Origin of the sequence: Arthrobacter sp. G119Y2 (genome assembly GCF_038069765.1) — a bacterium.
Lineage (GTDB): Bacteria > Actinomycetota > Actinomycetes > Actinomycetales > Micrococcaceae > Arthrobacter_B.
On sequence record NZ_JBBPFS010000003.1, the window covers coordinates 164,040 to 177,367 of the forward strand.

General features: G+C 65.5%; 12 protein-coding genes. 7 read left to right on the plus strand and 5 right to left on the minus strand.

Features of this window, described 5'->3' with window-relative positions; translation table 11 throughout:
* Positions 1 to 252 precede the first annotated feature (252 nt).
* On the plus strand, positions 253 to 2,094 hold the full coding sequence (locus tag WKB88_RS07370; RefSeq protein ID WP_341393890.1) for an acetyl/propionyl/methylcrotonyl-CoA carboxylase subunit alpha: 1,842 nt from the start codon (positions 253 to 255) through the stop codon (positions 2,092 to 2,094).
* 111 nt (positions 2,095 to 2,205) lie between these two features.
* Here the strand turns inward: WKB88_RS07370 and WKB88_RS07375 are convergent, their stop codons facing one another.
* Together WKB88_RS07375 and WKB88_RS07380 are read right to left on the minus strand one after the other, a co-directional pair.
* Positions 2,206 to 3,612, minus strand: a complete 1,407-nt coding sequence (locus tag WKB88_RS07375; protein WP_341393891.1) for an MFS transporter — start codon at positions 3,610 to 3,612, stop codon at positions 2,206 to 2,208.
* 583 nt (positions 3,613 to 4,195) lie between these two features.
* On the minus strand, positions 4,196 to 5,599 hold the full coding sequence (locus WKB88_RS07380) for an NAD(P)H-quinone dehydrogenase (protein WP_341393892.1): 1,404 nt from the start codon (positions 5,597 to 5,599) through the stop codon (positions 4,196 to 4,198).
* Positions 5,600 to 5,726: 127 nt separating this feature from the next.
* On the opposite strand from WKB88_RS07380, the gene WKB88_RS07385 reads away from it, so the two are divergent.
* Complete coding sequence (locus WKB88_RS07385; RefSeq protein ID WP_341393893.1) at positions 5,727 to 6,527, plus strand: purine-nucleoside phosphorylase; 801 nt, start codon at positions 5,727 to 5,729, stop codon at positions 6,525 to 6,527.
* 42 nt (positions 6,528 to 6,569) lie between these two features.
* Positions 6,570 to 8,330 (plus strand): phospho-sugar mutase, encoded by a 1,761-nt coding sequence (locus tag WKB88_RS07390; RefSeq protein WP_341393894.1) that lies wholly within the window; start codon positions 6,570 to 6,572, stop codon positions 8,328 to 8,330.
* Positions 8,331 to 8,333: 3 nt separating this feature from the next.
* Here the strand turns inward: WKB88_RS07390 and WKB88_RS07395 are convergent, their stop codons facing one another.
* The 3 genes from WKB88_RS07395 to WKB88_RS07405 form a co-directional block, all read right to left on the minus strand.
* Complete coding sequence (locus WKB88_RS07395; protein WP_341393895.1) at positions 8,334 to 9,896, minus strand: putative bifunctional diguanylate cyclase/phosphodiesterase; 1,563 nt, start codon at positions 9,894 to 9,896, stop codon at positions 8,334 to 8,336.
* Between the two features lie 43 nt (positions 9,897 to 9,939).
* Positions 9,940 to 10,404 carry a SpoIIAA family protein gene (locus tag WKB88_RS07400; RefSeq protein ID WP_341393896.1) on the minus strand — a complete coding sequence of 155 codons (465 nt, stop codon included), beginning with the start codon at positions 10,402 to 10,404 and terminating at the stop codon, positions 9,940 to 9,942.
* Between the two features lie 131 nt (positions 10,405 to 10,535).
* Positions 10,536 to 11,546 (minus strand): hypothetical protein, encoded by a 1,011-nt coding sequence (locus WKB88_RS07405; protein WP_341393897.1) that lies wholly within the window; start codon positions 11,544 to 11,546, stop codon positions 10,536 to 10,538.
* Positions 11,547 to 11,781: 235 nt separating this feature from the next.
* Here WKB88_RS07405 and WKB88_RS07410 point away from each other — a divergent pair, with 235 nt between their 5' ends.
* The 4 genes from WKB88_RS07410 to WKB88_RS07425 all read left to right on the plus strand — a co-directional run bounded on the left by WKB88_RS07410 (position 11,782) and on the right by WKB88_RS07425 (position 13,307).
* Entirely contained in the window at positions 11,782 to 11,916 is a 135-nt protein-coding gene (locus WKB88_RS07410; RefSeq protein WP_341393898.1) for a hypothetical protein, read from the plus strand.
* Between the two features lie 142 nt (positions 11,917 to 12,058).
* Positions 12,059 to 12,733, plus strand: a complete 675-nt coding sequence (deoC, locus tag WKB88_RS07415; RefSeq protein ID WP_341393899.1) for a deoxyribose-phosphate aldolase — start codon at positions 12,059 to 12,061, stop codon at positions 12,731 to 12,733.
* A 39-nt stretch (positions 12,734 to 12,772) separates the two neighbouring features.
* On the plus strand, positions 12,773 to 13,024 hold the full coding sequence (locus WKB88_RS07420) for a hypothetical protein (RefSeq protein WP_341393900.1): 252 nt from the start codon (positions 12,773 to 12,775) through the stop codon (positions 13,022 to 13,024).
* A gap of 136 nt (positions 13,025 to 13,160) precedes the next feature.
* Complete coding sequence (locus WKB88_RS07425) at positions 13,161 to 13,307, plus strand: hypothetical protein (protein WP_341393901.1); 147 nt, start codon at positions 13,161 to 13,163, stop codon at positions 13,305 to 13,307.
* Positions 13,308 to 13,328 lie beyond the last annotated feature (21 nt).

A 13,328-nucleotide genomic window follows, 5' to 3' on the forward strand; every position in this document is an offset into this window, starting at 1 on the left:
CATTCGCCATCGGGCTTTCGGCACATTGGCGGGTCCTACTGGGCATAACCGGCCGCCGCCATCCCGCTGTGCAGGAATAGTGCGCCGCCGGGAGGCCCGAACCCCGCCGGCACAGACCGTCACGAAGCACGCCTGCGTTGTAGGGTCCCCACAATGAAACGCCCCGTCCCACGCACAAACAGCACGCATTATGGCCGGAGACCACAAAATCGCGCTAGGCTCCGAACAGATCAAAAGGAGCCAGTGCATTCAATGAGCCAGTTCAACCCCGCGCCCGCCGGCGACCCGCAGCACACGCAGCAGTCCCGTTCCATCACCAAAGTCCTGATCGCCAACCGCGGCGAAATCGCAGTCCGTGTCATCCGGGCAGCGCGCGACGAGGGCCTGGCCTCGGTTGCCGTCTACGCCGATCCGGACCGCGACGCCCTGCATGTCCGCCTCGCCGACGAGGCGTACTCCCTGCAAGGCAGCACGGCGGCGGAGTCCTACCTGGATATGGGCAAGATCCTCGACGCCGCCCGCAAGTCCGGCGCCGATGCCATCCATCCCGGCTACGGCTTCCTCTCCGAGAACGCCGAGTTTGCCCAGCGCGTCATTGACGCGGGCCTGGTCTGGATCGGCCCCTCCCCGCACGCGATTTCCCAGCTCGGCGACAAGGTGCAGGCCCGCCACATCGCGGCCAAGGTCGGCGCACCCCTCGTTCCCGGCACCGCCGACCCGGTCAAGAACGCGCAGGAAGTCCTGGACTTCGCCGATGCGCACGGCCTTCCCCTGGCCATCAAGGCAGCCTTCGGCGGCGGCGGCCGCGGCATCAAGGTTGCCCGCACCCGCTCGGAAATCCCGGAAATGTTCGAGTCCGCCGTCCGCGAGGCCACAGCCGCCTTCGGCCGCGGAGAATGCTTCATCGAACGCTTCCTGGACGCCCCGCGCCACGTCGAGACCCAGTGCCTGGCAGATGCGCACGGCAACGTCGTCGTCGTCTCCACCCGTGACTGCTCGCTGCAGCGCCGCAACCAGAAGCTTGTGGAGGAGGCTCCGGCCCCGTTCCTCACGGACGAGCAGAACGAGCGCCTCTACACCGCCTCCAAGGCCATCCTGCGCGAGGCCGGCTACCAGGGCGCAGGCACCTGCGAGTTCCTGGTCGGCACCGACGGCACCATTTCCTTCCTCGAGGTCAACACGCGCCTGCAAGTGGAGCATCCCGTGTCCGAGGAAGTCACCGGCCTGGACCTCGTCCGCGAGCAGTTCCGGCTGGCCCGCGGCGAAGAGCTCGGCTACGGCGATCCCGAGGTCCGCGGCCACTCGTTCGAGTTCCGCATCAACGGCGAGGATCCGGGCCGCAGCTTCATGCCCGCTCCGGGAACCGTGGAGACCTTCAAGCTGCCCTCCGGCCCCGGCGTGCGCGTCGATTCCGGCATCGAGGCCGGTGAGACCGTCGGCGGCAACTTCGATTCGATGCTCGCCAAGCTGATCGTCACCGGCGCCACGCGTGAGCAGGCCCTGCAGCGCGCCCGCCGCGCCCTGGCCGAAATGGAAATCACGGGCATGCCCACGGTGCTGCCGTTCCATTCCGCGGTCGTCGCGCATCCCGATTTTGCCCCCGCGGCCGGTCCCTTCACGGTCCACACCCGCTGGATTGAAACGCAGTTCATCAACGATCTCCCGGCGTGGTCGGGCGACCTGACTTCACGGCACGACGACGACGGCGGCCGCCAGCGCGTCACGGTTGAGGTGGGCGGCAAGCGGCTCGACGTCGTGCTGCCGGCCGGTCTGGGCGGTGCCGGCAACGGGACCAACGGGTCAGCCGGCCGCGGCGGAGCCACCGGGAAGGCCCGCAAGTCCTCCCGCACCCGCGGCGGCGCCAACCCCGCAGCCACCGGTGACGACCTGACATCCCCGATGCAGGGCACCATCGTCAAGGTGGCCGTGCAGGAGGGTGCGCAGGTCGCCGAGGGCGATCTCGTCGTCGTACTGGAAGCCATGAAGATGGAGCAGCCGCTCACCGCGCACAAGTCCGGCACCGTCTCCGGGCTCAGCGCACTGCCCGGCGCAACGGTTTCCGCCGGCGCCGTCATCGCCTCGATCCTGGACTAGCTCCCGGCGCAGGCGGAGGCGGAGGCGCCAAACGCACCGGTAGAACCCCGCGGACGCGAAAGCGGCCCGGCCCCGAGATCCGGGGCCGGGCCGCTTTGGCGTTGCGGGACGTTAGTTCGTCGAGTGGTTCGCGTAGTCGACGTCCTTGGTGTCCTTGGTGACGAACAGCGCGATCAGCGTCAGCACCGCCATCGAGGACAGGTAGACGCCCACCAGCCACGGGCTTCCGTCGGCCGCCTGCCACAGGGCCACGGCGATGAACGGAGCCACGGCAGCGCCCAGGATCGAGGAGAAGTTGTAGGCAATGGCCGAGCCGGTGTACCGCACGTTGGTCGGGAACAGTTCCGGCAGCATGGCGCCCATCGGCCCGAAGGTCAGGCCCATCAGCGTGAAGCCGATGATCAGCAGGGCCATGACGCCCACGGTTCCGCCGTCGAACAGCGGCGAGAAGGTGAAGCCGAAGAGGAAGATGCCGGCGGTCACGACCAGCAGTGTCTTGCGGCGGCCGAACTTCTCGGCCAGCGGACCGGAGACGAGCGTGAAGATTCCGAAGAACACCACGCCGATGATCAGCATGATCAGGAAGTCATTGCGGGCGTAGCCCAGACCTGCGGCGAAGGTTTCCGGATCGAAGGTCTTGCCTGCCTTTTCGGCGGCCGCGCGTGCGGCTTCCTCGCTCTTGGCGGCGGTGCCGTAGGAGAGCGTGAAGGTGGTCATCAGGTAGAACAGCACGTAGGTGGCCAGCATGATGAACGTACCGGCAATCATCTGGCGCCAGCTGTACTTGAACGCACGGCTCAGCGGCAGTTTGCTGACTTCACCGGAATCGACAACCTTCTGGAAGGCCGGGGTCTCCACCAGCTTCAGCCGCACGTACAGGCCGATGATCACCATGACGGCGCTGGCCAGGAACGGAATGCGCCAGCCCCACGAGTCGAACTGGTCGGCGTCCAGCTGGAAGCTGAGCAGCAGGAACAGGCCGTTGGCCAGGATGAATCCGATCGGTGCGCCCAGCTGCGGGAACGTTCCCCAGACGGCGCGTTTGTTCGCCGGAGCGTTCTCCGTGGCCAGCAGCGCCGCGCCGGACCATTCCCCGCCGAGGGCCAGGCCCTGGGCGAACCGCAGGACCACCAGCATCGCCGGGGCCAGAACCGTCCAGCCGTCGACGGCGGTGGGCAGGCAGCCGATCAGGAAGGTCGCGATACCCATGGTCAGCAGTGACGCCACCAGGGTCCCCTTGCGGCCAACCTTGTCCCCGAAGTGCCCAAAGACGATCGAGCCGAGCGGGCGGGCAATGAACGCCACGCCGAACACGGCGAAGGAACTCAGCAGCGCCGTGACACCTTCGGCGTTCGGGAAGAACAGCCGCGGGAACACGAGGACGGCCGCGGTGGCGTAGACGTAGAAGTCGTAGAACTCGATGGACGTTCCGACGAGGCTGGCGATGATCACCCGGCCTTTGGAATTGGCCTTGGCCGGCGCCGATGCCGGCTCCGCGGAGGGATTCTTAGTAGACATTTGGGGTCTTTCGGAAGGTGGGAGTGACGTTCTCGACAATGTTAGGACTGCCGTTCCACCATCCGGACATGCTGTCCAGCATGTGGACACCTGTCTCACTTCCGCGCGCTCAGCGGCCGACGACGCCGGGGCGGGTCGGGTGCCTTTCCTCCTTCCGGGCGGGGGTGCCGCGCCGGGTACGCCGATTCGAGGCACGTCGTTCAGCGAGGCGTTCGTTCAGGTCCCGTCCGTCCTCCCGGGCGCCTTTCGTCAGGTCCCGTTCGTTCTCCCGGGTTCCATTCGTCCGGTCCCGTTCGTCCGTAGTACAGATAAGGGGCTTCCCACCCCGGAATAGCCCCGTTATGTGTACTCTCGACGCGCAGCGGATGGACCGGAGGCCGGAATAGCCCCGTTATCTGTACTCTCGACGCGCAGCGGATGGACCGGAGGCCCGAATAACCCCGTTATCTGTACTCTCGACGCACGCAGACGGGCACAGCCGCGCACAGCCGTCCGAAAAGGGCACAAAAAAGCCCGCACCCGAACGGAACGCGGCCTGACGCGGCCGTTCCGCCCGGATGCGGGCCGGATAACTTCGAGAAACCTACATGTGCACGTGCAGGCGGCGGGCAGCTTCGGAAATGGACCCGGTCAGCGACGGGTACACCGTGAAGGTGTTGGCCAGGTCGTCAACGTGCAGCTTCTGCGTCACGGCGATGGCGATCGGGAAGATCAGCTCCGACGCACGCGGCCCCACCACAACGCCGCCGATCACGGTGCCGGAGCCCTTGCGCGAAATGATCTTCACGAAGCCCTCCTTGACCTCCATCATCTTGGCGCGTGCGTTCGTGTGCAGCGAGAGCTTGATGACGTCGCCCTGGTAGCGTCCGTCGGCGATGTCCTGCTCGGACACGCCCACGGAGGCGATCTCGGGCGAGGTGAAGATGTTCGAGGCGACGTTCTTCAGCTTCAGCGGCTTCACGCCGTCGCCCATCAGGTGCGCAATGGCGATCCGGCCCTGCATTGCGGCGACCGAGGCCAGGTTGAACACCCCGGTGCAGTCGCCGGCGGCGTACACGTTGGAGGCGGTGGTGCGGGAAACGCCGTCGACCTTGATCTGCCCGCGCTCGTCCAGCGCCACGCCGGCCTCTTCCAGCCCGATGCCGGCGGTGTTGGGAATCGCGCCCACGGCCACCAGGCAGTGGCTGCCCTCCACCACGCGGCCGTCTTCGAGCGTGACCACCACGCCGTCGCCGGTGTTCTTCACGGTTTCGGCGCGGGAGCGGTTCAGCACGGTCATGCCGCGGGCCTGGAACACGTCCTCCAGCACGACGGCGGCATCCGCATCCTCGCCGGGGAGCACGCGGTCGCGGCTGGAGATCAGCGTGACCTTGGTGCCCAGGCCGTTGTAGGCGGAGGCGAATTCGGCGCCGGTGACACCGGATCCGATAACGATCAGGTGCTCGGGAACCTCGGTCAGGTTGTAAATCTGCTTCCAGGTGAAGATCCGTTCGCCGTCGGGCATCGACGTTTCGAGCTCGCGCGGCCGGGCTCCCACCGAAATCAGCAGCGCCTCGGCTTCGACGGTTTCGGTGCCGTTTTCCGTGACAACCTCAATGGTCTTGTTATCCAGCAGCCGGCCCTCGCCGATCTTGACCTTCACGCCCACCCGCTCCAGCGTGCGGCGGATGTCGTTGGACTGCTCCTTGGCCAGGGCCAGGAGGCGGTTGTTGACCATCTTCAAATCGGCGACCGCGGGCTGGCCGTTGTCGCGGAAATCAACGCCCAGCGAAGAGGCGGAAGCGAAGCGCGTCATCACGTCCGCGGTGGCGATCAGGGTCTTGGAGGGAACGACGTCGGTCAGCACGGCTGATCCGCCCAGCCCGTCGCGCTCCACTACGGTGACATCGGCGCCAAGGGAGGCCGCCACCATCGCGGCTTCGTATCCGCCGGGGCCGCCGCCGAGGATAGCAATTTTTCGGGCAGTAAAATCAAGTTGGGTCGTCACAGTTGTCCATTCTGTCCCATCCCCGCCCGGCGCTCAAACGCCGGGACAAACCCGGGACCAAAGGGATGCGGGCGCCGGGAGCCGGGGTGCTCCTGCAGAGCCGGCGATCTCGCGGTAGGTTTGATCAGTGAGCAACGATCCCTTTGAACTAGCCCAGCAGGCCGCCAAGTACATTGCCGAGAAAACCGGCGTGCCTAACCACGACATCGCCCTCGTCCTCGGCAGCGGCTGGGGTGAGGCCGCCGACCTGATCGGCGAGACCACAGCCACCCTGAATGCTAGCGAGATTCCGGGCTTCTCCGCTCCGGCCGTGCAGGGCCACGTGGGCACCATCCGCTCCGTACTGACGCCGTCGGGCAAGCGCGCCCTGGTCCTGGGCGCCCGCACCCACTACTACGAAGGCAAGGGCGTACGCGCCGTCGTGCACGGCGTGCGCACCGCCGCAGCTGCCGGCGCCAAGGTCATGGTCCTGACCAACGGCTGCGGCGGGCTGAACCCGGACTGGAAGCCCGGCACCCCGGTGCTGATCAGCGACCACCTCAACCTGACGGCCACGTCCCCGCTTGAAGGCGCCACCTTCGTGGACCTGACCGATCTGTACTCCTCCCGCCTGCGCGATCTCGCCCGCACCGTGGATCCGACCCTGGACGAAGGCGTGTACGCCCAGTTCACCGGCCCGCATTACGAGACTCCGGCCGAAGTCCGCTACGCCAAGACCATCGGAGCAGATCTGGTGGGCATGTCCACCGCACTGGAGGCCATCGCCGCCCGGCACGCCGGCATGGAGGTCTTCGGCATTTCGCTGGTCACCAACCTCGCCGCGGGCATCAGCCCCGAGCCGCTCAGCCACGCCGAGGTCCTGGAATCCGGCGCTGCAGCAGGACCGCGGATTTCCCGCCTGCTCGCTGACATCATCGGCAAGCTCTAGCAAGCTGCCGCTCCCCTCGTCCCCGATCCGTAGGTACACCCCATGACGTTGAATCCCACTGAGCTTGATGAGCTCGTGACCGCTGCCCAGACCTGGGCCGACGAAGATCCCGATCCGGCCACTGCGGCCGAACTGCGATCGCTGATTACTGCTCTGAAGGGCGAAGAATCCGCGGCCGCGGCTGCCGCCGAAGAGCTCGAGGACCGGTTCACCGGCACCCTGGAGTTCGGCACGGCCGGCCTGCGGGCCGCCCTCGGCGCCGGCCCGCGCCGCATGAACCGCGTGGTGGTGCGCCGCACCGCCGCCGGCATCGCCTCCTTCCTGCAGGACACCTCCGGGGACAGGTACACCCCCAGCGCCGTGATCGGCTACGACGCACGGCACAACTCCCGCGCCTTCGCGCTGGAAACCGCCGCCGTGTTCAGCGCCGCGGGCATTGAGACCTTCCTGCTCCCCTGCACGCTCCCGACGCCGGTGCTCGCCTACGCGGTCCGTGCCCTGGACACCGATGCGGGCGTCATGGTCACCGCCAGCCACAATCCGGCCGCGGACAACGGCTACAAGGTGTACCTCGGCGGCCACACGGTCAAGGGCCCGGGCAAGGGCGCGCAGATCGTTGCTCCGTACGACGCCGAAATTGCCTCCCGCATCAACTACGCGGTGCCGCTGGCCAGCATTGAGACCGCGCCGGAGGGCTGGACCGATGTGTCCGAGTCCATCGTCGCCGACTACATCAGCGCCGTGGACCGGCTGGTCGCCCGCGACCGCTATCCGGAGCGGGAGCTGAAGATCGTCCTGACCTCCCTGCACGGGGTTGGCGGGGACACTATGAAGTCGGTGTTGAAGGATGCCGGCTTCCGCAAGGTCATTCCCGTGGCTGCACAGGCCGATCCGGACCCGGACTTCCCCACCGTCGCCTTCCCGAACCCCGAGGAGCCCGGTGCGTTGGACCTGGCGCTGGAGACCGCCGTCGAGCACGACGCCGATCTCGTCATCGCCAATGACCCCGACGCGGACCGCGTGGCCGTGGCCGCGAAGAACCCCGCCGACGGACAGTGGCGGATGCTGCGCGGGGACGAAGTCGGTGCCCTGCTGGGCCGGCACCTGACCCGCCGGATTGCCTCCGGGCACTGGAAGGTCCGGGGCGAAAAGACGCGCACCGGCGTCGTGTTCGCCAACTCCATCGTGTCCTCCCGGCTGCTGGCCCGTGTTGCCGAGGCCGCCGGCTTTGCCCATGTGGAGACGCTCACCGGCTTCAAGTGGATCTCCCGCGTGCCGCACCTGACCTACGGATACGAGGAAGCGCTGGGCTACTGCGTGGCGCCGGGGCTGGTCCGGGACAAGGACGGCATTTCCGCGGGCCTGCTCGTGGCCGAGATGGCTGCCGCGCTGAAGGCCGGCGGGCGGACCCTCTTCGACGAGCTCGACGACCTGGCGGTGCAGCACGGCCTGCATCTGACGGACCAGCTCTCCGTCCGGGTTTCCGACCTGGGCCTGCTGGGCACCATGATGGCGCAGCTGCGCGTGGAGCCCCCGGTGTCCTTCGCCGGATCCCCGGTGGAAAGCGCGGTGGATCTGTCCCTGGGCAGCGCCGAGCTGCCGCCCACCGACGGCCTGAAGTACGTCACCCGGGACAACACCCGCGTGATCATCCGCCCCTCCGGCACCGAGCCCAAGCTCAAGTGCTACCTGGAGGTCATTGTTCCGGTCGAGTCCGCGGCCGATCTTCCCGCCGCCCGCAAAGCCGGCCGGGCACAGCTTGATGCGGTGCTCGCCGACGTAAACGCAGCCCTGGGGCTGTAGGCGCTACCCCGTTAGCCTGACGGCGGCCTGCGGGAGGGTGCTTCCCTCCCGCAGGAGCCCGGTCAGCTGAGCGGGCGGCAGCGGCCGGCTGAAGTAGTAGCCCTGGCCGCTGCAGCAGCCCATCTTGTGCAGCTGCCGGGCCTGGGCTGCGGTTTCAATGCCCTCAAACACCGCTTCCATGCCGGCGGCCCGGATCAGGTTGTGCACGGCGTCCACAAACCGCAGCTGGCCGTCGTCGTCGTCGATCTCCGCAATCAGCGACCGGTCCACCTTGACCGTGTCGACGGGCAGCCGGCGCAGGTAGCTGATGGAGGAATAGCCGGTGCCGAAATCGTCGATGGCCAGCCCGACCCCCAGCGCCTGCAGGGACTTGAGCGAGTAGGTTTCCACCTCTCCCCCGGTGATGAACGCACTCTCGGTGATTTCCAGGACCAGCGACGACGCCGGCAGGCCGGTTTCGCGCAGCGCCCGGCGCACGTAGTCCACCAGGTCCATGCTCTGCAGTTCGGACGCCGCCAGGTTCACGCGCATCTGGAAGTTCCCCCCCGCGGGCACCAGATCCCGCCAGCCAACCAGCTGTTCAAGAGCCGCCCGGAGCACCCAGCGGCCGATGCCGACAATGAGCCCGGTTTCTTCGGCCAGCGGAATGAACGAGTCCGGCATGATCAGCCCCCGGACGGGATGATTCCAGCGCACCAGCGCCTCCACGCCCTGCAGCCGGCCCGTTTCCAGCTCCACGACCGGCTGATAAGCCAGCTGCAGTTCACCGCGCTCGACGGCGTGGCGCAGCTCCCCTGCCATGTCCCGGCGCAGCTGCCGGCTGTACAGCATGACCGGTTCAAAGAACTTGATCCGCTGCTGGGCGTCGTCCTTCGCCGCATACATCGCAGTGTCGGCGCGCAGCAGGATGCTGTTGGCGTCCTCCCTCGGCGCGGCCAGATGGATGCCGACGCTGGCACGCGGCCAGACATCCAGGTCATCGAGTTTGATCCGGCGCTTCAGGGCTTCCATGATTCTGGCTGCGGCGGTGCGCGCGTGCTGCATCGTTGACGCGGGGAGCAGCACCGCAAATTCGTCGCCGCCCAGCCGCGCGACGTCGCTTTCGGTGCCGGCCGCCGCAACAAGCCGGATGGCAATTTCCATGAGGACGAGGTCACCGGCGTGGTGGCCGAAGCTGTCGTTGATGTCCTTGAACCCGTCCAGGTCGATCATCAGCACGGCCGGTCCGGGCTCGCCGTCCTTCCGGGCGCTCACCGCGGCGTCGAGCGATTCCCGAAGCGATGACCGGTTTCCGACGCCGGTGAGCGGATCCGTCATGGCCATGTGCTGCATCTGTTCGTGGGCTTCGCGCAGCTCCTGGGTGCGGGTTTCCACCCGTTCCTCGAAGTCGGCGTAGACCTCGCTCAATTCCCCGGCGAGCAGGTTGATGCCGGTGATCACGGCGTCCACCTGGTCCCGGGCCTTCGACGTCGGAATGTAGGTGCTCAGGTCTCCCGACGCCATCCGGATGATGCCTTCGACCACCTGGCTCAGGCGGTCGTCGCGGGGTTCGGGAACTGCGGGCATTGCTGGGGTCGCGGCAAGGGGCTGCCGCGCGGGCGGTTCCTGGTCAGGCAACGGGGCACTTTCTCTGCAGCCATTCCAGCGCTTCCGGTTCCGTGGAGAAGTAGCGCGTGGGGCAGGGCTGCGTGTTCCCGCCGAGCAGGAAGTTGGCGATCACACGGTCCACGGGCGAGACGCCGAGGACAGCCACCGCTTCCAGCGAAGCGGCACTGCCGAAGACCGTACGTGCACTTCGGGTGAGGGCTTCAACACCGGTCAGGACCAGGAGCATCGGCAGCTTGCCGGTTCCTGCCAGCTTTTCCACCTTTTCGGCTGCTTCTGATGCCATCGAGCCGCTGACAACGGCCCCTGCCGGCAGGACCAGAAGGATGTGCCCTTCCGGGGCAACGGAGACGTGGACTGCCGCGGTTACTGGAACTACTTCCCGGAGCTCATCGGTGTCGGGCGAACCCACTATTTTTAGCTCTCTGGAACTGGACGTGTCCGTACCCGTGTAGCCCTGCTGTGTCATGCTTCCCCCCAGTGACAGCGCGCATACAACACGTTATTTGTGCCGAATTATCCAAACATCTTTAGGCTTTACCCAGCATGTTTTATCGCTTCAAGCCGTCCAACGCGTATGTGCCGCTCATAACATAAAAATTATCCGATCATACGTTCAATATTGTCAATGAGCTGGTGAGCTTCCTGCGCCCTCCGACCGGCTCCAAGGACCGTAAAAGTCGTTCCGCAATGCTTGGCAGCCTGTAGGGCTTCGTCATACTCACCGAGCTTAAACAGGGCTAGCGCGAGAATGTACTCGGTCTCCGCGAGTGTGTGCGGAGGCAATAGGTCGCGCTGCTTCAGGATATTCCTGACTCGCAGAACCGACTCTGCAGCTTCGTCCGTCAGGAGCAGCCAGTGAGCTCGCACCAATGAAATCTCAAGTTCATCGATGGGACTCCCGCCTGTGACTGAAATCGCGAGCTCTGCCCGTTCAATACAGACCAGGGTAGAGGGGTCCACGAGACCCGCTTGAATGCGCATATGTGCAGATGCCTTGTTGAAGAGCGCCCAAAGATTTACATCGTTGCTGGGAGTAAGCCGCTCTGCTGCCATTTCGTGGTGATATAGCCCGAGCGCGCTCTCCTCCATCAAGAAAGCAACGTTTCCAATCGCCCAATATGCCTGCCCGGCGACTTCCGGTGGGGTAGTCGCCGTAATAAGCCCTTCCATCGCAAGCGCTGCCTTCCACGCTCCCTCCAAGTCGCCGCTTTCAGCCAATGAAGCGACCAGCGCATGATGGGTATCGAAGTGGTTGCGGTCATCGCTCTCATCCACTAATTCAATCGCGGCCGCTTCCTGAGCGACGCGAACGGCTTCCCCAACGAGACCAAGGGCGTGTAATGCACGTGCGTGCAGAGCCTTCGCCCTCGCCTCCATGGCCGGATCCTCGCGAACTGAAGGGTCTTCGGCCAGCTGCTTGGCACTGAGAGCAAAATCCTGGATGAGCCCCATTTCAAGCTGACACTCCGCCATGAGGACCGAAGTGCGCCAATATGCGGATTTATCCCCCCTGCCCAATGCTTTCTCCGCTGCGGCGGAGGCTTGGCGCATGGCGTCTTTGTACTCTCGGCGCTCCCAGAACTGCCGTGCCGTGTATTCGTTGATCATGTAATCAAGGGAGTCGTCCAAGGCGAGAGGCCCTTCCTAACACGCATCGCAAGAGTGGTCTGGTTCACACTACCTTTGGAAACATCCATGCCCAAATATGACCCTGCTACTAGGTGCCCAGCATGGCTAATGATGAGGCGGGTCCCCACCAAGAATAATTTGAACGATATACGGGGAGAGTTTTTATCCCTATACTTCTGGCTGTCGGTTGTAATTCAATTCATAGGAGTATGGCATGAAGAAATTCGGAATCACGGTGCTGCTTGCGGCGTCCATGGCTGCAGTCAGCGTTGCCGCCCCGGCAGCAGCTGCGGTCGACAACGCGCCGGTCATGAAGCCGCTGGTTAATGTTTGGCCCAATCCGCGCTAGATCGCACAAAGTGGTCGGGTGGGATTCTCCAACAATCCCATCCGACCTATTCCCACGGGCATATTTGAAAACACAAAGGGTACTTGTCGCCTTTAAGGCCCGGCAGCCCCTCCGCAACCCCCGCTGTGGCAAGATAGTGGGCATGTCTACACCCATTGCGTCCTACATTGACCACACGCTCCTTAAGCCCGAGGCCAGCCGCGAGGACATCCTGAAAGTCTGCGCCGAAGCCGCAGAATACGGCTTCAAGTCCGTCTGCGTGAACCCGCTGTGGGTCGGCACGGTGCGCAACGCCCTCAAGGACAGCGGCGTGCTCACCTGCTCCGTTATCGGCTTCCCGCTGGGAGCCACCACCACCGAGGTGAAGGTCGTGGAGGCCCGCGGTGCCCTGCAGGACGGCGCCGATGAAATCGACATGGTCATCGACATCGCCGCTGCCCGCCGCGGAGACCGCGACGCCCTCGTCCGCGACATCGCAGCCGTGGCCGACGAAGTCCACACCGGCGGCGGCATCCTGAAGGTCATCATCGAAACCTCCCTGCTCACCGACGAGCAGAAGGTCCTCGCCTGCAAGGCCGCCGTGGAAGCCGGCGCCGATTTCGTCAAAACCTCCACCGGTTTCAACGGTGGCGGCGCCACCGTGGAAGACGTCGCGCTGATGCGCCGGACCGTGGGCCCGGACCTCGGTGTGAAGGCTTCGGGCGGTGTCCGCTCGCGCGAAGACGCACAAGCAATGATCGACGCCGGAGCCACGCGTATCGGTGCAAGCTCAGGTATCGCTATTGTTAAGGGTGGGAACGCCGCGTCGGACTACTGATCCGCCGGCTACTGAATACTTTTTGAAACGGAGAACACCATGGCAGGAACACGGTCCAAGCAGCCCACGCACTCGGGTGAAGGGCACCTTGTCAGCAACCTCGTCACCTTTGTCATCTTCCTGGCGATCTTCCTGGTCGGGCTTTACTCCCTGACCTGGCTGTCCCTGGACAACGTCTGGCCGATGGTCATCTGCCTGGCACTGGCCACCCTGGCCTACTTTGTTCCGTTCCTGATGGGACGCTCGGACACCGCCAAGGTTCTGGCCGAGGGCCGCGTACCCAGCGAGTAGCAGCACCGCAGCAGGGTTTTCGTCCACGCAACCGCGTCAGGTTGCGTGGACGCGTGCTTTAACGAGTAGTCCCCGGGGAGAAGGCGCGTAGCGATTACGCTAAGACCGCTGTGCCGGCCCGTTCTATATTCGACTCATGAGTAGCACTATGACGCGCCGGCAATGGCGCCAGGACCGGGCCCGCCAGCAGCGCGTCAGCCGCATCGGATACGGAATCGTGGTCGTCACGGCAATGATGTGCGTGGCCGTCCTCATCGTCGGCCTCGCCCAGGGCGCCCGCTAAACCAGCAGGCGCCCGGCGGGG

Excerpts from the sequence above, each read along its gene's own strand:
- WKB88_RS07370 (WP_341393890.1), top strand. The coding sequence starts at position 253 with ATGAGCCAGTTCAACCCCGCGCCCGCCGGCGACCCGCAGCACACGCAG.
- WKB88_RS07375 (WP_341393891.1), bottom strand. The coding sequence starts at position 3,612 with ATGTCTACTAAGAATCCCTCCGCGGAGCCGGCATCGGCGCCGGCCAAG.
- WKB88_RS07390 (WP_341393894.1), top strand. The coding sequence starts at position 6,570 with ATGACGTTGAATCCCACTGAGCTTGATGAGCTCGTGACCGCTGCCCAG.
- WKB88_RS07395 (WP_341393895.1), bottom strand. The coding sequence starts at position 9,896 with ATGCCCGCAGTTCCCGAACCCCGCGACGACCGCCTGAGCCAGGTGGTC.
- WKB88_RS07400 (WP_341393896.1), bottom strand. The coding sequence starts at position 10,404 with ATGACACAGCAGGGCTACACGGGTACGGACACGTCCAGTTCCAGAGAG.
- WKB88_RS07405 (WP_341393897.1), bottom strand. The coding sequence starts at position 11,546 with ATGATCAACGAATACACGGCACGGCAGTTCTGGGAGCGCCGAGAGTAC.
- WKB88_RS07410 (WP_341393898.1), top strand. The coding sequence starts at position 11,782 with ATGAAGAAATTCGGAATCACGGTGCTGCTTGCGGCGTCCATGGCTGCA.
- deoC (WP_341393899.1), top strand. The coding sequence starts at position 12,059 with ATGTCTACACCCATTGCGTCCTACATTGACCACACGCTCCTTAAGCCC.
- WKB88_RS07420 (WP_341393900.1), top strand. The coding sequence starts at position 12,773 with ATGGCAGGAACACGGTCCAAGCAGCCCACGCACTCGGGTGAAGGGCAC.
- WKB88_RS07425 (WP_341393901.1), top strand. The coding sequence starts at position 13,161 with ATGAGTAGCACTATGACGCGCCGGCAATGGCGCCAGGACCGGGCCCGC.